General features: G+C 74.1%; 15 protein-coding genes. 11 read left to right on the forward strand and 4 right to left on the reverse strand.

The window, feature by feature from the left end; translation table 11 throughout:
• Positions 1 to 6 precede the first annotated feature (6 nt).
• From ACN9MM_RS22385 to ACN9MM_RS22405, 5 genes are all read left to right on the forward strand, one after another.
• Positions 7 to 384, forward strand: coding sequence for a VOC family protein (locus ACN9MM_RS22385; protein WP_426365318.1), 378 nt, complete (start codon positions 7 to 9; stop codon positions 382 to 384).
• A 100-nt stretch (positions 385 to 484) separates the two neighbouring features.
• A complete protein-coding gene (locus ACN9MM_RS22390; protein ID WP_426365319.1) occupies positions 485 to 661 on the forward strand; it encodes a DUF1272 domain-containing protein in 177 nt (58 codons plus the stop codon).
• A 114-nt stretch (positions 662 to 775) separates the two neighbouring features.
• Positions 776 to 2,473 carry an arginine decarboxylase gene (locus ACN9MM_RS22395; RefSeq protein WP_426365320.1) on the forward strand — a complete coding sequence of 566 codons (1,698 nt, stop codon included), beginning with the start codon at positions 776 to 778 and terminating at the stop codon, positions 2,471 to 2,473.
• 29 nt (positions 2,474 to 2,502) lie between these two features.
• Positions 2,503 to 4,101: a class I adenylate-forming enzyme family protein gene (locus ACN9MM_RS22400; protein WP_382868016.1), complete on the forward strand. Its 1,599-nt coding sequence runs from the start codon at positions 2,503 to 2,505 to the stop codon at positions 4,099 to 4,101.
• Between the two features lie 115 nt (positions 4,102 to 4,216).
• Positions 4,217 to 5,269, forward strand: a complete 1,053-nt coding sequence (locus tag ACN9MM_RS22405) for a DMT family transporter (protein ID WP_426365321.1) — start codon at positions 4,217 to 4,219, stop codon at positions 5,267 to 5,269.
• 94 nt (positions 5,270 to 5,363) lie between these two features.
• Here the strand turns inward: ACN9MM_RS22405 and ACN9MM_RS22410 are convergent, their stop codons facing one another.
• On the reverse strand, positions 5,364 to 5,984 hold the full coding sequence (locus ACN9MM_RS22410) for a ScbR family autoregulator-binding transcription factor (RefSeq protein ID WP_426365322.1): 621 nt from the start codon (positions 5,982 to 5,984) through the stop codon (positions 5,364 to 5,366).
• A gap of 121 nt (positions 5,985 to 6,105) precedes the next feature.
• On the opposite strand from ACN9MM_RS22410, the gene ACN9MM_RS22415 reads away from it, so the two are divergent.
• Genes ACN9MM_RS22415 through ACN9MM_RS22425 form a run of 3 tightly spaced genes read left to right on the forward strand, consistent with a single transcriptional unit; the run spans position 6,106 to position 8,242 of the window.
• The gene (locus ACN9MM_RS22415) at positions 6,106 to 7,101 is read left to right on the forward strand and encodes a ScbA/BarX family gamma-butyrolactone biosynthesis protein (RefSeq protein WP_426365323.1); all 996 of its coding nucleotides are present in this window, start codon (positions 6,106 to 6,108) and stop codon (positions 7,099 to 7,101) included.
• Between the two features lie 53 nt (positions 7,102 to 7,154).
• Entirely contained in the window at positions 7,155 to 7,472 is a 318-nt protein-coding gene (locus ACN9MM_RS22420) for a LysR family transcriptional regulator (RefSeq protein ID WP_426365324.1), read from the forward strand.
• Complete coding sequence (locus ACN9MM_RS22425) at positions 7,469 to 8,242, forward strand: HAD family hydrolase (protein WP_426365325.1); 774 nt, start codon at positions 7,469 to 7,471, stop codon at positions 8,240 to 8,242. Before ACN9MM_RS22420 ends, ACN9MM_RS22425 begins: the two co-directional genes overlap by 4 nt.
• Positions 8,243 to 8,595: 353 nt before the next feature.
• On the opposite strand, the gene ACN9MM_RS22430 is transcribed toward ACN9MM_RS22425, so the two are convergent.
• Complete coding sequence (locus ACN9MM_RS22430; RefSeq protein WP_426365326.1) at positions 8,596 to 9,174, reverse strand: TetR family transcriptional regulator; 579 nt, start codon at positions 9,172 to 9,174, stop codon at positions 8,596 to 8,598.
• Between the two features lie 159 nt (positions 9,175 to 9,333).
• Here ACN9MM_RS22430 and ACN9MM_RS22435 point away from each other — a divergent pair, with 159 nt between their 5' ends.
• A complete protein-coding gene (locus ACN9MM_RS22435) occupies positions 9,334 to 10,662 on the forward strand; it encodes an acyl-CoA dehydrogenase family protein (RefSeq protein WP_426365327.1) in 1,329 nt (442 codons plus the stop codon).
• Here the strand turns inward: ACN9MM_RS22435 and ACN9MM_RS22440 are convergent.
• The gene (locus tag ACN9MM_RS22440) at positions 10,629 to 10,883 is read right to left on the reverse strand and encodes a hypothetical protein (RefSeq protein ID WP_426365328.1); all 255 of its coding nucleotides are present in this window, start codon (positions 10,881 to 10,883) and stop codon (positions 10,629 to 10,631) included. The two genes, ACN9MM_RS22435 and ACN9MM_RS22440, sit on opposite strands and share 34 nt — an antisense overlap.
• Positions 10,884 to 10,940: 57 nt before the next feature.
• Between ACN9MM_RS22440 and ACN9MM_RS22445 the strand changes: the two genes are divergently transcribed.
• Complete coding sequence (locus ACN9MM_RS22445) at positions 10,941 to 12,407, forward strand: hypothetical protein (RefSeq protein WP_426365329.1); 1,467 nt, start codon at positions 10,941 to 10,943, stop codon at positions 12,405 to 12,407.
• Positions 12,408 to 12,487: 80 nt separating this feature from the next.
• Positions 12,488 to 12,907: a hypothetical protein gene (locus tag ACN9MM_RS22450; protein WP_426365330.1), complete on the forward strand. Its 420-nt coding sequence runs from the start codon at positions 12,488 to 12,490 to the stop codon at positions 12,905 to 12,907.
• On the opposite strand, the gene ACN9MM_RS22455 is transcribed toward ACN9MM_RS22450, so the two are convergent.
• Positions 12,904 to 15,396 carry an FtsX-like permease family protein gene (locus tag ACN9MM_RS22455; RefSeq protein ID WP_426365331.1) on the reverse strand — a complete coding sequence of 831 codons (2,493 nt, stop codon included), beginning with the start codon at positions 15,394 to 15,396 and terminating at the stop codon, positions 12,904 to 12,906. The two genes, ACN9MM_RS22450 and ACN9MM_RS22455, sit on opposite strands and share 4 nt — an antisense overlap.
• Positions 15,397 to 15,853 lie beyond the last annotated feature (457 nt).

Raw genomic sequence — 15,853 nt, forward strand, 5'->3', positions numbered from 1 at the left:
CCGCGCATGATCGCCGAACTGCAGTGCGTCGTCCTCGACTGTTCCGCACCCCGTGAGCTGGCCGTGTTCTACCGGGCGGTGCTCGGCGGGGACGTCGACCGGCCGGATCCCCGCTGGTCCCTCGGCGACGGCTGGTCCACCCTGCACGCCCCCGGCGGGCTCGTCCTCTGCTTCCAGGGTGTCGCCGACCACCGCCCGCCGACCTGGCCGGGACCGGAGCGCCCCCAGCAGTTCCACCTCGACTTCGGGGTCGCGGACCTGGACGCGGCCCAGGAGCAGGTGCTCGCGCACGGCGCGAGGCTGCTCGACGACGGGGCGGGCACGCGGAGCTGGCGGGTGTACGCGGATCCCGCGGGGCACCCGTTCTGCCTGGTCAGGCACTGACCCGATTCGTTCGATCGTTGGCCGCCGGGCTGTTGAGGGGGTCGCGGGGCGGTGCGGATCATGGAGGGGTTCTCAGTCGTACGAAGAGGGGGAGCCGACCATGGCCCTGGAGATGCGAGACCGGTGCGAGCGCTGCGGCACGGCGGCCCTGACGGCGGACGGGCCCGCGCGGATCTGCACGTACGAGTGCACCTTCTGCGTGCCCTGTGCCGACGCCATGGATGACGTCTGCCCCAACTGCGGCGGCGAACTCGTCCCCCGCCCCCGCAGGGCCTAGCGGCCCGGCCACGAGCTGTCATCGCCGCTGGTCGGCCGGGGGGTTCTCCCGGTCGTCCATCAGCGTCGCTGATGATAGTTGATACCTTCGCGAAGGTTTTTATTTCATGGGTGCATGACCGCATCCACCAGCTCCACTCCGGAGCCGGCGACACTGCCGGCTCGTCCCGGGGCCTACCCGGACGGCAGGACCCCCCTCGCTGACGCCGTGCTCGCAGTCGCCCGACGTGACATCGCCACGTTCCACGCGCTGCCGCTCTCGCACGGCCGGTCTATCCGCGACTCCCACATGCGGGAGACCTACGAGGCGCTCTTCGGCGTCGCGCAGCTCGCGGCCGACGTGTCCTACAGCGGCACGATGCTCGACTCCTTCTTCCGTCCCCGGGGCCCGCTCCGCGACGCCCAGCGCCTCGCGGCCCGCAGCTTCGGCGCCGACGCCACCTTCTTCCTCTCCGCCGGCACCAGCACCGCCAACCGGGTCGCCCTGACCGCGCTGACCCAGCCCGGCTCCCGCGTCCTCGCGGACCGCTCCTGCCACCAGTCGGTGCACTTCGCCCTCAACTCGCTCGGCGTCCAGGTCGCGTACGCCCCCATGCAGCGCTGCTGCGACGGCTGCCCCCGGACGTACGCGGACCTGCCCCGGCTCCTGGAGATGTTCCGCGCCGCCGCCGTCGAGGGCCGGCCCTTCGACACGGTCGTCCTCTCCGCCGTCTCCTACGACGGCGTCCGGTACGACCTGCCGACCGTCCTCGCCGAACTCGCCGCCGTCCACCCCGGCGTCTCCGTCCTGGTCGACGAGGCCTGGGGCGCCGCGCACCGCTTCCACCCCCGGCTGCGCCCGCTCACCGCGCTGCACGCCGTCGAGACGCTGCGCGCCGCCGACCCCCGCCTCGCCATGAACGTCGCCGTCACCCACTCCGCGCACAAGTCGATGTCCGCGCTACGCCAGGGCTCGTACCTCCATCTCATCGGCGACGGGGAGGCCCAGGAGCGCACCGCCCAGGCCCTCTTCCAGCACCACACCACCTCGCCCAGCTGGCCGGTGCTCGCCAGCCTGGACCTGGCCCGGCTCCAGGCCGAGACCGAGGGCGAGGCGCTCCTCGGCCGCTCCCTCGGGCTCGCCCGCACCCTGCGCGTCGAGCTCGCCACCGACCCGCGCCTGTCCTCGTACCGCCCGCTCGGGCCCGACGGCCACCTCACCGACGGCGCCCAGCTCGTCAGCGACGACCCCACCCGGGTCCTCGTCGACATCAGCGCCCTCGGCATCACGGCGGCGGACTTCCGGCGGATGCTCTTCGACGAGTACGCGCTGTACGTCGCCCGCGAGAGCGGCGACGCCGTCCTCTTCCACGTCCACATCGGTGTGGACGAGGCGACCCTGCTGCGGCTGCTCGACGCCCTGCGCACCATCCAGCGCACCTACCGGAGCGCCTCCGCGGCCCTCGCCACGGGCACCTCCGAGCACTTCATCATCGCCTACCCGCCCGGCATCCCCATCACCGTGCCCGGCGAGAAGCTCTGCGAGCGGACGCTCAGTCAGATCGACACCCTGCGCTCCAGCGGCTGCGAGATCTACACGCTGCGGAACCCGACCGTCTCCCCGCGCGAGCTCGCCGTCCAGGCCGCCGCCACCGGCTCCGTCCCGGCCACCGCCGACCACCTGACCGTCGAGACCCGTACGAGCCCGGCCCGTACGACCGAGCAGCTCGCCGGTGTCGCCGCCGCCGTCTCGGCCGCCGGGACCACCGCCGCCACCGTCACGGCCGTCGCCGCCACCGCCACCGCCTCGGCCACCGCCGTCGCCACCAGCTGATCCGCCCGCCCGACCCCGAGGAGAGCTCCATGATCAAGATCGCGGACATCCGCAAGCACGCCGCCCGCTGGCCCCAGCGCGTCGCCGTCGTCGACGGCGAGACCCGCATGACCTGGGCGAGCCTCGCCGACAAGGTCAGCCGGGTGGCCTGCGCCATCCAGGACCTGCTGCCCGAGACCCGGCCCGCCCGCGCGGTCTTCCTCGCCGAGAACAGCTGGGAGCTGGTGGTCTCGATGGCCGCCGTCAGTTCCCTCGGCATCCCCTGCGTCGGACTCGACTACACCGCCGGGCCCGTCGCCACCGCCGCCGCGCTCGACCAGCTGGAGCCGACCGTCGTCATCACCTCGAAGGCCCACCGGGGCCTCGTCGAGGAGTGCGGCTGGCCGAACGGCCGGGACATACTCGACATATTCATCGACAGCGAGCCCGTGGGCCTGCCCGACGGCCAGACCGTCTCGGTGAGCTTCACCGACCTCCTCGTGTCGGCGCCGGGCGAACCGCAGCCGGTGGAGCAGCCGTTCGAGGCCTTCTCCTTCACCTCCGGCACCAGCGGCGTCCCCAAGATGGTGGTCCGCCGCACCTCCTTCGAGGCCCGCCGCTTCGCCGACCTCGTCGACCAGTACGCCTTCGACGAGGAGGACGTCCACCTCGTCACGGTGCCGCTCTACCACGCCTCCGGGCCGGGCTGGGCGCGGATCTTCCTCACTCTGGGCGGCACCGTCGTCCTCGGCCCGCACGACGACGCCGAGGAGCTCATCCGCATCATCCAGGACGAGGGCGTCTCCACCACCCTGATGGTGCCGCCCGTCCTGGCCCGGGTCGTCGCCCACCCGAACTCGGAGCACCTGCACAAGACCTCCCGCCTGCACTTCGTCCTCTCCGGCGGCCGGCACCTCAACCGGTGGGTCATCAACAACGCCTGGGACCGGCTCGGTCCGGTGCTCCACCTCTACTACGGGACGACCGAGACCGGCGTGAACGTCATGATCGGCCCCGAGGAGCTGCACGTGGCGCCCTGCCGCTCCGGCCGCCCCATGCCGGGCAACACCGTCGTCGTCCTCGACGCCGACAACAAGCCGCTCCCGAAGGGCAGCCGGGGCCGGGTCGCCATCGCCAGCTACCAGCTGATGGACAGTTACGCGACGAGCGAGCCCGACTTCATGACGCTCGACTACGGCGGCCGTACGCAGCGCTTCCTGCTCACCGGTGACAGCGGGCTCGTCGACGAGGCGGGCCGGCTCGAACTCACCGGCCGCAACGACGGCGTGGCGAAGGCCGAGGCGGGCAAGCCGCTCGACGTCAACATCTTCGGCCTCGAAGCCGACCTGATGGACCTGCCCTGCGTCCGGGAGACCGCCGTGCTGCGGACGAACCTTCCCGGTGCGGGCGAGGTGCTCGTCGTGCCCTTCACCCCGGTCGCCCCCGAGCGGCAGGAGAGCGGCTACCGGGCGGTCAGCGCGGCCTGCGCCCGCCGGGTGCCCTGCCTCCCGGCGTACGTGGTGCCCGTCGACGCCATCCCGTACAGCCCGACCGGCAAGGTCCGGGCCGCCCAGCTCCTGGAGTCGGTCCTGCCGCTGCTCGACATCCGGCCCGCGGAGTCCCGAGAGCCGGAGCCGGCCGGCGTCTGACCCGCCGGCCGCCGCCCCTCGTGCCGGGTCCCGCACCCCCTCCGCGGGACCCGGCCACCACCCCCCACTCCCGATCCCCCGTCCCATCCGGCTCTCCGGCCCGACAGGAAGACTCATGAACAGTCAGAACACGTACACGCGAGGCGTTCTCCTCTGCCTCCTGGCCACGGTGTCCTGGGGCGCGATGTTCCCCCTCATGGACTCCACCCTGCAGCACATCGACCCCTTCACCTTCACCGTGATGCGCTACACCATCGCCGGTGCGATGTTCCTGGTCTTCCTCCGGCTCCGCGAGGGCCGGGCGGGGCTGCGCCTCAAGGGCGAACGCATCGGTCTGGCCTGGCTGTTCGGCACGGCCGGCTTCGCGGGCTTCCAGTTCCTGGTCTTCTTCGGCCAGGACCTCATCGGCGAGCGGGGCGCCCTCAACGCCTCGATCATGATGGCGACCATGCCCATGATGGGCTTCCTGGTGAACTGGGTGCTGAAGAAGGTCGTTCCGCCGAAGTTCTCGCTCGTCTTCATCGCGATGTCCTTCGTCGGCACCATCCTCGTCGTCTCCGACGGTGACATCGGCTCGCTGATCGCCTCCCCTAAGACGGCCGGCGCCGACGCGCTGCTGCTCTTCGCCGCCCTGTGCTGGGTCGTCTACACCTCGGGCGCGAGCTACTTCCCGACCTGGTCCCCGATCAAGTACACGGCGATCACCACGGTCCTCGGCCTCGCCTCCGCCACCGTGATCACGGCGGTCATCCTGGCCGCCGGCGGCGTCCCGGTCCCGACGGCGGGCGCCGTGGGCTCGATCCTGCCGCAGCTGGCCTACATGAGCGTCATCGCCGGCTTCGTCGGCGTCCTCGGCTGGAACTTCGGCAACCGCTACCTCGGCCCGCTCAACGGCGTCCTCTTCATGGACGTCGTGCCGATCACCGCCTTCGTGATCTCCGCCCTGACCGGTGTCGTGCCGGCCGGCATGCAGATCGTCGGCGCCTCGCTCACGGCGGCGGCGCTGGTCCTCAACAACCTGTACCTGCGCCGTGTGGCCGCCAGGGCCGCCGCGGCCCCGACCCCGGTCGTGGCGTCCGGTCCGGCCTCCGCTTCGTCCTCCGGTACGGCCTCCGGTACGAGCTCCGCTTCCGCTCCCGCGCCCGCCGCGTCGGGCAGCCGGTCCTGACCGGTCCCGAGCCGACGCACGCGAACGGCGTGGCCTCCCACACCCGTGGGAGGCCACGCCGTTTCCCGGTCCCTCACGGCGGGCACGCGGCCGATCAGCCGCGGAGCCCTTCGAGGAGTACGGTCCGCAGCTCCTCGTACCGCTCGTCGAGGTCCTTGCGCCGGCTGAGCACGTCCGAGATGTGCTGCATGCCGAAGAAGGCGGAGACGAGGACGCGGGCCGCCGCGCGCGGTTCCACTCCGGCCCGCAGTTGTCCCGCGTCGCGGGCCTCCGCGATCAGCCGGGTGAGGTAGTCCTCCCAGCCGACGTACGGCTCGGGGAGCTCGGCGTCGATGAGCGCGCGCTCGATCTGGAGCCGTGCGCCGGCCTGGACGACGATGTCCCGCGCGAACGCCCGGGTGACCGTCTGGAGGACGGCGGTGAGCGTGTCGAACGGCTCCTCGTGCGTGCCCTCGGCGCCCTTGAGGATCTCGGGCCAGCGCGCGTAGTGCTCCTGCACGACGGCGACGGCCAGGGCCTCCTTGTTCGTGTAGTGGAAGTACACCGCCCCCTTGGTCATCTCCGCGCGTTCGGCCACGTCCTGCAGGGTCACGGTCGCGTAGCCGCGCTCGGCGAAGAGCTCGGCCGCCGACTGGAGGATGTGCACCTTCGTGCGCCGGGCGCGCTCCTGCTTGGGTTCGCTGCGTTGCTTGGGTTCGCTTCGGGGTGTCGCCATGCCTGTCCGCCTCTCTCGTGCCTACGCCTTGCAATATACATTCCCGAAGGTATATTTCTTGCTGCCGAGGGGCCGCCGAGGTTCCTCGTCGCCACGATGTTCCACCTTGAGGGGGATAAGGATGTCCATCGGTGTGCTGCAGACCGTGTTACCCGTCGAGCCGCTCGCTCCCGTCGAGTCCCTGGAGTCCCTGATCCAGGAGGCCAAGGAAGGCCTGAGCTTCGACCGCACGATCTCCCGCCGGTTCGTGCACCGCGCCTCGGTGACCGAGGTCTTCCTGACCGACGCGGTCGCCGCCGGGACCGACCGCTTCCTGGTCGGCGCCCAACTGCCCCGGAACCACGCGCTGTACCGCCCGGAGGAGACCGGGCAGTGCGACTTCATGCTGCTCGTCGAGACCGTCCGGCAGGCGGGCATCTTCCTGAGCCACCGCCACCACGAGGTGCCGCTCGGCCACCACTTCATCTTCAAGGCGCTGTCGCTGCGCATCAGCGACCCGGCCGCCCTCCAGGTCGGCTGCGGGCCGCTCGCGGCCGTCTTCGACGTGAAGGTCGTGACGCCCGCCGGAGCGCGGAACCCGCGCCGCTTCGACGCCCGGTTCGACATGGTGATCGAGGTCGGCGGCCGGGAGTGCGCCCGCGCCTCCGCCGGGGTCGTCGTGATCGACGCCGTCCGGTACGGGCGGCTCCGGCAGCGCGGCCGGCTCACGGAGACCGTCCGGCCGGTGGACCAGGAGCACGGGACCCCCGCGCACGGGACGGGGGCGGGCGCCTCCGACGACCGCGGCGTCCTGCGTCCCGTACCCGCCGCGGAGGCGCGGAACCGGCCGGCCGGCACCCGGGAGTGGCTGCTGCACGTCGACCCCACGCACCCCGGCTACTTCGAGCACCCCTCGGACCACGTGCCCGGGATGCTGCTCCTGGAGGCCTTCCGGCAGGCCGCCCGGCAGACGGCGGGAGGCGCGGCGCTGACCTCGCTGGACGCCGAGTTCGCCGTCTTCGGAGAGCTGGCCGAGGCCGTGACCGTGGAGGCCGTACGGACGGAGGACGGCCGGGTGCGCCTCTCCGCGACGCAGGGCGCGCGCGTCCTCGCCACGGCCGTGGCCCGGTGCGCGTGACGGTACGACGGCACGGTCAAGGGAAGAACGGACGAGCGTAGAAAGGCAGAAGGATGGAACTCCAGCACTTACGGGCCTTCCGCGAAGTGGCCCGGGAACTCAGCTTCACCCGCGCGGCCCACAACCTGCACTACTCCCAGCCCGCGGTGACCGCGCAGATCAAGGGCCTGGAGGAGGACATGGGGGCCTCGCTGTTCCAGCGGCGCGGCAACCGCTCCGTGGAGCTCACCCCGGCGGGCGCGCGGCTGCGCCCGCTGGCGGAACGGATCCTCGAACTGGTCGAGACGGCGCAGTACGAGATCGCGGACCCCGCGCCCGCCCGCTTCGGTGACGTCCGTTTCGCTGGTAGCCGTAGAGGGGGCAGATCATGAGCATCGCTCCCGCCCGGGCCGCGTTCTTCGACGTGGACGAGACCCTGATCACCTGCAAGAGCATGGCCTGTGTCCTCGCCCGTCACTGGGGGCGCGGGGAAGTGGCCGCCCGGCGGCTCGCCGCGGCGCGGGCCTCGCTCCAGCGACAGATCCGCGAGGGCGTGCCCCGCGAGCAGGTGAACCGTTCCTTCTTCCGTCTCCTCGCCGGCAGCCACCTCGAAGAGCTGGAGAGCTGCGGCCGGGACTGGTACGAGAAGGCCCGGGCCGGCGGCCTGCTCCACACCCCCGTGTACGAGGCGCTGTGCCGCCACCGGGACGCCGGCGACCTGGTCGTCCTCGTCTCCGGCGCCTTCTCCGCCTGCCTCGACCCGCTGGCCCGGGAGGTCGGCGCCGATCTCGTGGTGTGCACCGTGCCCGAGGTGACCTCGGAGGGCGTGCTCACCGGGGAGCTCACCGGCCCGCCCATGATCGGCCGGCCCAAGGCCGACGCCGCCGGCCGGATCATGAAGGCCTTCGGCCTCGCCGCCGGGGAGTGTTACGCGTACGCCGACGACGAGAGCGATCTGCCGCTCCTGCGCTCCGTCGGGCATCCGGTCCTGGTGGGCGACGGACCGGTCTCCGCCCCGCCGTCGGAGACGGCGTCCTGGTCGTGGCTGCCGGGTCCGGTGCCGGTGGCCCCACCCGCTTCCCGGGCCGCCTCCCCGGTGGCTCCACCCGCGCCCCCGGTGGCCGAGCGGCCCGCGCGCACCCCGGCGCCACAGGCGGCTTGAGGCTCCGGACCGGGGCGCGGACCCTTCCGCCGCCGCGGCCCGTCACGGAAGTCCCGCTCCTGGCCCCGATCGCCACGGAACCCCCGCCCCATCCCGTACGAGAGCGCCGCCGCCACGGTGACTCCGAGGGTCCGGGGACGCCTCCGCGACTCCCGTAGCGCCGGCTCGACCCGCGCAAGCGCACCGCCCCCCACTCGCGCGAACCCCCACGTGCGCGAGCCCCCCCATGTGCGCGAGCTCCCCCGCGTGCGCGAGCCCCCCCCACGTGCGTGAGCCCCGCACGTGCGTGACTCCCGCACCTGGGCGAGCCCCCGCGTGCGCGGATCGCTCCGGTCCCGCCCCGCTTCTCCCCGTCAGTCGTCGCGGAAGCCCGACAGCGCGGGCTCCAGGATGTCCCACACGTCGCTCACCAGCTCCGCGGGACCCGCCGTGTCCGTCGCCGTCACCACGGCGGGGGCGCCGACCAGGAGGGCCACGACGAGCCGGGCCAGCGGGTCGGCCGGGTGGGTGGTGCGGACGGAGCCCTCCTCCTGGCCCTTGCGGACCAGGAGTGCCACGACGGCGCAGAGCTCACCGAGGGGGGCGGGCACCTTTCCCTCGGCGCGGGCGGCGTCCATGACCAGGCGCAGTCCGGCGGTGAAGGGCACGTCCTCGTGCGCCCGGCGGGCGAGGCCGAGGAGCAGTCCGCGCAGGGCGGGCAGGGCCGCGCCGTTCTCCTCCGCCTCGCCGGCGGCGGTGGCGAGGGCGCCGGCCCAGGCCGCCTCGAAGGAGCGGGTCAGCTCCCCGGCGAGGTCGGCCTTCGAGGAGAAGTGCCCGTAGAGGGCGCCCTTGGTCAGTCCGGTGCGGGCCGTGATGTCGGCCAGGTTCGTCCCCGCGAATCCGTGCAGGGTGAACTCGGCGGCTGCCGCCCCGAGCACCAGGTCATAGGTCATGCGGGCCCTGTCCTGTTGCCTCACCGAGCGTCCGCCTCCCTTCGCTGTTGCGGTCCTCCATGCCTGTCATGACGGCCTCTCAGAAAATACCTTCCAGACCGAATCTTTTTCTACTCGCATCAGTACCACCACTGAACCTCCACGCAAGGAGTACGAGTCATGACAGTCGTCGACGCCCCCGCCGTCCTCACCGCCGGCCACCTCCGGGCCGCCGCCGCGCGGCACGCCGAGGAGGCGGAGCGGACCGGCCGCCTCCACCCCGAGGTCGTCGCGGCGATGACCGCCGCGGGCCTCGCCCGGCACTTCGTGCCCCGCCGCTGGGGCGGCACGGCCGGAGGCTTCGCCGAACTGCTCGGCACGGTCGCCGGCATCGGCACGGCCTGCGCCTCCACCGCCTGGTGCGCGGTGCTGCTCGCCTCCCACGGCCGCCTCGCCGCGCACCTGCCCGTCGAGGGACAGCGCGACCTGTGGGGCGACTCGCCCGACGTGCGCGTCGCGGCGGCGATCGTGCCCCCGGCCGGGCGGCTCGTCCGGGTGCCCGGCGGCTGGCGCGTGTCGGGGGAGTGGGCCTTCGCCAGCGGGGTCGAACACGCCGACTGGGTCCTCCTCGCCTCCCTGGACCACTCGGGGGGCGGGGCTCCCGCGTACCGGGTCCTCGCCGTGCCGCGCGAGCGGGTCGGGGTCCGGGAGACCTGGGACGCGGTCGGGCTCCGCGCCACCGGAAGCCACACCGTCACGGCCGACGGGGTGTTCGTGCCCGAGCGCCGCACGTTCGTCCGCGAGGTCCTGGTGGCCGGTGTCGCCGACGCGGACGCGGCGCCCTGCCACCGGGTGCCGTACCAGCTGGTCGCGGCGCTCCTCTTCGCCGCACCCGCGCTCGGCGCGGCCCGCGGGGCGCTCGACTCCTGGACCCGGCTCGTCGGCCCGCGCCGCCTCCCCGACGGGCGGCCGCTCGCCGAGGACCCGACGGTCCAGCAGACCCTGGCCCGCTGTTCAGCCGAGATGGAGGCGGCCCGCCTGCTCCTGGAGGCGGCGGCGGCGCGCGCGGACGGCGCGGCGCCGGGCCTCGCCGCCACCGGCCGCGCGGGCAGACCGGCGCCGGGCGGTGCCGGCAGACCGGTCGACGCCGCCCGTGCGGAGGGGCCGGCCCGGAGTGGCGCCGACCGGCAGGTCGTCACCCGCGCCGACGGGCCGGCCCCGTTGCCCCCGGCCGAAGGACTCGCCCCATTGTCGCCGGTCGTCGGACTCGCCCCGTTGTCGCCGGCCGACGCCGCGGCCCTCAACCAGAGGGACGCGGCCGCCGCAGTCGACCTGCTCACCGGCGCCGTGGAGCGCCTCATGCGCACCGGCGGCGCGCGCGGCATCCAGGCGGGAGGCGGTCTGGAGCGTGCCTGGCGCGACATCCACGCGATCGCGGCCCACGCCGCCCTCCAGCCCGGTCCGGCCGCCGCCGCCTACGCGGCGACGGTCTTCCCGTCGGGCGCCTGAGATCCGCTTCCGATGGGCGGCGTGGGCGGGGTGGGCGTCGTCGAGGTCGGCGGCTGCGGGGGTCCGCCGTTCCCTCGCCAGGCGGCGTAGATGCCGGACACGGCGACGGCGATGGTCGCGAGCGACTCCGGCGCGACGCCGCGCAGGACGAGGACGGCGCCGGTGACGAGGACGGCGAGGAAGGCGACGAGGTCCTGAACGCGCCTGTTTCCCTGGGGCATTGGAGGCCTCCCGGCTCTCGGTGGATGATGGGGGGACCAGGCTCGCGGAGGGCCGGGGTGCTGCGGCAGGTGCAGCGGGTGCTGCCGTACGACTGGCAGCACGCGCGCAGGCGGGAACGGGGCGGCGGGATGACCGGGCTGAAGCCGATCGAGGACGGGAGCTCGCCCGAAGTGCGCGCGCTCGCCCAGGCGTTGCGGGATCTGTTCAAGGGGCTGGGGGTCTCGGCCCGCAGATACGGGATCCGGCGTTCGTACGACTCCGGCACCGTCTCCCGCTACCTCGCCGGGCGCCGAATGCCGCCGTGGAAGTTCGTCCTCGACCTGCTCCACGACGTGGCCGAGGAACGGGGTGGCGCCCTGCCGACCGAGGAGACCGTCGCCATGCTCAGGGCGCTGCACACGGCGGCGGTGGACTCCGGCGGTGGTACGGCGCACAAGGTGCAGGTGCTGGAGCGCCGCCTGGCCGAGGCCGATCGGGTGGCACGGGGGGCGGCCACCCGTGAACGGGCCCTGGAGGAGGCCCTCCAGGACCGCGAGCACCGCATCCGCGACCTTCGGCTGCGCGAGCGCGAGCTTCGGGCGGCCGCGTCGTCGTTCGGCGCCCTGGACGGGGAGCCGCCCTCCGGCGAGTACGCCCGGCTGCACGAGGAGATCCAGGACCTGACGGCCGAACTGGGCCGTGTCCGGGACCTCCACCGCCAGGCGGAGGAACGCTGCGAGCGGCTGGAGCGACGGCTGGCGGAGGCAGAGGCAGAGGCAGAGGTCGAGATGGAGGCCGAAGGTGAGGTGGAGCTCCGGGCGGTCGTCCCCGTCGAGCGGCCCGTGCGGCTCGCGGCGGAGGCGAATCCGGCGTACCGGTTCGGGCATGTCAGTGGTGACGTCACCGTCGCCGAGGTGAATCCGGCGTACCGGTTCGACCACGTCAGCGGCGACGTGAACGTCGTCACGGACGGCTGGCAGGTCGACGAGGACTTCGTCGCGGCGGTGAGTGTCCAGGTGTCCCGCTATGAGAGGCGTACGGTCAACGGGCTTCTTCTCGACGCCGATACGGTCGTCTTCGCGGGATGGACGCGGAGCGCGGAGCTGTCGCCGGACTGGTCGAAGCGTGTCCTGACCGTCATCCATGGCGGGCGCGCGGTGTCGGCCCGGATGCGGGCGATCAGACCCGTCCTCACGGCGGAACCCGGTGTCGGCGCGACACCCGTCCTCGCGATGCTGCGTCTGCTCGAACCGGTTCCCGTCCCTCCGGCCCCCCTGGTGTTCGACCCGCGCCCCACACCGGGCGCCCGCCTCCTGGTGAGCGCGCACGCGAACCAGGAGCCGTACTCGTGCCTGCTTGAGGTGAAGGGCCGCTCGGGCAACCTCCTGCGGGTGACCGGCGAATTCGTGGAAGGCCTGTCCGGCGCGCCGGCGTTCTCCGGCGCGGGGGCGCTGGTGGGCCTGGTCCTGACCTACCGCCAGGGAGAGAAGGGCTTCGTCCTCCCCGTGGCCGCCCTGGAGGAATTCGTCGCCGACGCCCTCTGAGCCGGGTTCGGGCCGTGCGGGCGGTGAGCTGCCGGGGGTCTATACACGCGGCGTATACACCGTGCGTATAGTCAGGGCTCATGGCACCGTCCGCACCCACTCCCCCCGGCCCCCGCCTCCTCAAGGCCTTGATCGTCTCCACCCTCGGAGTCGCCGCCGCGCACCTGATCCTGTCCGACACGCTCTATCTGTCGTTCGCCGGCCAGGCCGCCTCGACGCTCGGGGCCGGACCCGGCTACTCCGCCGACCAGGCGTTCACCACCGCGCTCATCAACACCTTCCTGGTCATGCCGCTGGTCCTGTGGATCGGGATGCTCGTCACCGGGGAACGGCGGGTCGGGCCGATGGTGCTCGTGGGGACGGTCGCCTGGATCACGGCCGTCGGCAACGGCATCGACCTGATCGACGACGCCCCCGGCACCATCCTCCCGTTCCGCTCCCTCGTCCTCGTCGTCGCCGTCACGGCCCTGGCCTCCCTCGTACGGAGGAGGAGGACCTAAGCGGCGTGGAGCGCGTCCACGACCACCATGCGGCGGACCCGGCGGGCCGGCAGGACCGAGGCCGCGACGCCCGTGAGCACCGTGGCCGCGAGGATGCCGAGGATCGTCAGGGCCGTGCCGCCCGAGGAGGCCAGTACCTCCAGCGGCGAGACGTGGCCCGTCAGGACGGAGCGGGCGGCCAGCGTCCCGTAGACCAGGCCGAGGACGGTTCCGGCGACCGCCCCGGTGAGGGCGAGCAGCACCGACTCCAGGGTCAGCATCCGGCGCAGCTGCCCGCCCGCGAGGCCGATCGCGCGGAGCATTCCGAACTCGCGGGTGCGCTCCTCCACCGTCAGCATCAGGGTGGCGGCGACGCCGAGCGCGGCGATCGCGATCGAGAAGCCGAGCAGGACCGTGACGACCAGCATCATCCGGCCGAGCAGGGAGCGGATGAGGTCGGCGTCGGACCCGGTGTCCGCGATCCGGATCTCCGGGTGCGCGGCCAGCGCCCGGTCCACCGCCGCGCGGGCCGCGTCGTGGCCGGTGTCGCCCGCCGGGCCGAGCAGCACGGTGGAGACGGCGGCGCCCGGTGCGAGCCGGTCGAAGGTGGCCTCGGTGACGTACACCGTGGCCTCCGGGTGGAGGGAGAGGGGGAGGGCGGCCGCACCGGCCACCGTCGTGAGCCGGGTGCCGGAGACGGTCAGCACCGGTCGCCCGGTGAGGGCGATCGCCTCGCCGTCCCTCAGGGCGCGGGCCGCGCCGACGCCCTCGGCGTCCGGGTTGAGTCCGGCGGGGTCGGCGGCGGCGACGACCGTCTTGCGGCCGTCGACGGTGAGGGTCGCGGTCCGGACCGGGGTGACGGTCAGGCCGTGCTCGGCGCGCAGCGCGGCGACCGCGTCGGCGGGCACCCGGGCGGCGTCCGTGTCGAGGGCGAAGACGGCCGGCATGCGGTCGGCGAGCATGCGGTCGAGGCCGCCCTCGACCGCCCCGATCGCCGTCACGGCGGACACGGCGACGGTCACGCCGACGAGCATCGCGGAGGAAGCGGCCGCGGTCCGGCGGGCGTTGGCCCGCAGCTGCTGCACGGACAGCCTGCCGACCGTCCCGAACGGGCGGCGGAGCGCGAGCCCGAACAGTCCGACGAGCGGCGGCAACAGATGCTGGGCGTACCGGAGTACGGCGAAGAACGTGAGGATCGCGCCGAGCGTCACGGCCAGGAGCGCGAGCGGCGAGCCGCCGAACGCCCCGAGCGCGAGGAGCCCGGCACCGGCGACGAGCATCAGCACCGACACCGCCTCGCGGACGGCCCGGCGGCCCGGCTCCGGCAGCGTCGCGGACCCGCTCGCGGCGAGCGCGGCGACCGGCGGCACCGCCGCCGCGGCCCGCGCCGGCCTGCGGACGGCCCACAGGGTGAGCAGCACCCCGAACGCCCCGGCGAGGCCGAAGGTCCAGGGACCCGGCAGCAGGGAGACCTCGATCGGTCCGAGGCCGGCGAACCCGTTGACGACCGCCGTACCGAGCGCGCAGGCCGCCGCACCCGCCGCGAGTCCGGCGGCGGAGGCGAGCACGCCGAGCAGGAGGCCCTGCCGGCGGATGATCCGGAGGAGCTGGCCGCGGTCGGTACCGACACAGCGCAACAGGGCGAGCTGGCGGGCCCGTTGGGCGAGGACGACGGAGAAGGTGTGGGTGACGACCATGCGGGCCACGGCCATCGCGATGAGGACGAAGGACAGGGCGGCGGTCAGGACGATCGCGTACAGGGTGCGGCCGCTCTGGAGGGCGTGGTCCACGGCTCCGGCATGGGTGTACGCGGACACCCCGCCGCCCAGGGACCTCCCGGCCGCCTTCGCCACCGCGAGCGGGTCCGCGCCCGGTGCGACGGAGAGGTCGAGGTGGGTGGCCCTCACCCCCGTCGCGTACGCCCTCACCTGCGCGTACGGCACGCCGATCGCGGGCTGCGAGCCGAGCGCCTGCGAGGCGGAGGTGTCGAGGAGCCCGGTGAGCCGGACGTCCGCCGTGCCGCCGTCCGCCCTCGTCACCCGCACCGTGCCGCCGGGGCGGGCGCCGGCGCGGTCCGCGCTCTCCCGGTCGAGGACGACCTCGCCGGGGCCCTCGGGCCAGCGCCCGGCGTCCAGGCGCTGCCAACGCAGGGCGGGGTCGGCGGCGATCGAGGTGACGAGGGCGCGGTCGTCGAGGGGGCGGCCGGAGGGGGCGATCACGTTGGCGTGGCCGGCCAGCCGTTCCGCCACGGACGTCACCCTCGGCACGCGTGCGGCGGCCGCCGCCGCACCCGCGGGCAGCGCGCCCTCGGCGCCGTCCGGGACGACCTGGACGGCGGCGTCACCGACGTCGGCGGCGGCGGACTGCTCGTACGACTGGACGAGGGCGCCCGCGCCGCCGACGGAGAGGACGAGGAAGGCCACGCCGACGGCGACGGCCGAACCGGTCAGCACGAGACGGCGCAGCTGGGCGCGGAAGTCCTTGAGGGTGAAGGTGAGCAGGGAGGACATGGCCTCCACGCTAGGAGGGGGGACGGGGCGGACACGGCCCCACGGAGCAGGATTCCCCGTCATCCCAAAGACGCCACCTGCCGGGCCCCCCGTACGCCTGGGGGATGACCCCGTGCCCCGCTGAACGCCGCGCCAACCACCGCGGCCCGACGCCCGACGCGCCCGCTGGCGGATCCAGCCGGGACGGCGCTGCCCGTGGCGGCGCCCGCCGCCGTGCGCGCCCGTGCCCTGGGGGCGGTGCCTGTCGCCCACCGCCGTGTGGGCCCGCGCCGTGGCCGGGCGGTGCCCCGCTGCCCTGTGCGCCCGCGCCCTGGGGGCGGCGCCCACCGCCGTGTGCCCCCGCGCCCTGGGGGCGGTGCCTGTCGCCCACCGCCGTGTGGGCCCGCGCCGTGGCCGGGCGGTGCCCCGCTGCCCTGTGCGCCCGCGCCCTGGGGGCGGCGCCCACCGCCGTGGGCCC

It is taken from the genome of Streptomyces sp. E-08, assembly GCF_049913095.1.
Taxonomy (GTDB): Bacteria; Actinomycetota; Actinomycetes; order Streptomycetales; family Streptomycetaceae; genus Streptomyces.

Bases quoted from the DNA above. Each gene is read 5' to 3' on its own strand.
- ACN9MM_RS22410 (WP_426365322.1), bottom strand. From the start codon at position 5,984: ATGGCGACACCCCGAAGCGAACCCAAGCAACGCAGCGAACCCAAGCAG.
- ACN9MM_RS22405 (WP_426365321.1), top strand. From the start codon at position 4,217: ATGAACAGTCAGAACACGTACACGCGAGGCGTTCTCCTCTGCCTCCTG.
- ACN9MM_RS22395 (WP_426365320.1), top strand. From the start codon at position 776: ATGACCGCATCCACCAGCTCCACTCCGGAGCCGGCGACACTGCCGGCT.
- ACN9MM_RS22455 (WP_426365331.1), bottom strand. From the start codon at position 15,396: ATGTCCTCCCTGCTCACCTTCACCCTCAAGGACTTCCGCGCCCAGCTG.
- ACN9MM_RS22390 (WP_426365319.1), top strand. From the start codon at position 485: ATGGCCCTGGAGATGCGAGACCGGTGCGAGCGCTGCGGCACGGCGGCC.
- ACN9MM_RS22430 (WP_426365326.1), bottom strand. From the start codon at position 9,174: ATGACCTATGACCTGGTGCTCGGGGCGGCAGCCGCCGAGTTCACCCTG.
- ACN9MM_RS22450 (WP_426365330.1), top strand. From the start codon at position 12,488: ATGGCACCGTCCGCACCCACTCCCCCCGGCCCCCGCCTCCTCAAGGCC.
- ACN9MM_RS22420 (WP_426365324.1), top strand. From the start codon at position 7,155: ATGGAACTCCAGCACTTACGGGCCTTCCGCGAAGTGGCCCGGGAACTC.
- ACN9MM_RS22385 (WP_426365318.1), top strand. From the start codon at position 7: ATGATCGCCGAACTGCAGTGCGTCGTCCTCGACTGTTCCGCACCCCGT.
- ACN9MM_RS22425 (WP_426365325.1), top strand. From the start codon at position 7,469: ATGAGCATCGCTCCCGCCCGGGCCGCGTTCTTCGACGTGGACGAGACC.
- ACN9MM_RS22400 (WP_382868016.1), top strand. From the start codon at position 2,503: ATGATCAAGATCGCGGACATCCGCAAGCACGCCGCCCGCTGGCCCCAG.
- ACN9MM_RS22435 (WP_426365327.1), top strand. From the start codon at position 9,334: ATGACAGTCGTCGACGCCCCCGCCGTCCTCACCGCCGGCCACCTCCGG.
- ACN9MM_RS22440 (WP_426365328.1), bottom strand. From the start codon at position 10,883: ATGCCCCAGGGAAACAGGCGCGTTCAGGACCTCGTCGCCTTCCTCGCC.
- ACN9MM_RS22415 (WP_426365323.1), top strand. From the start codon at position 6,106: ATGTCCATCGGTGTGCTGCAGACCGTGTTACCCGTCGAGCCGCTCGCT.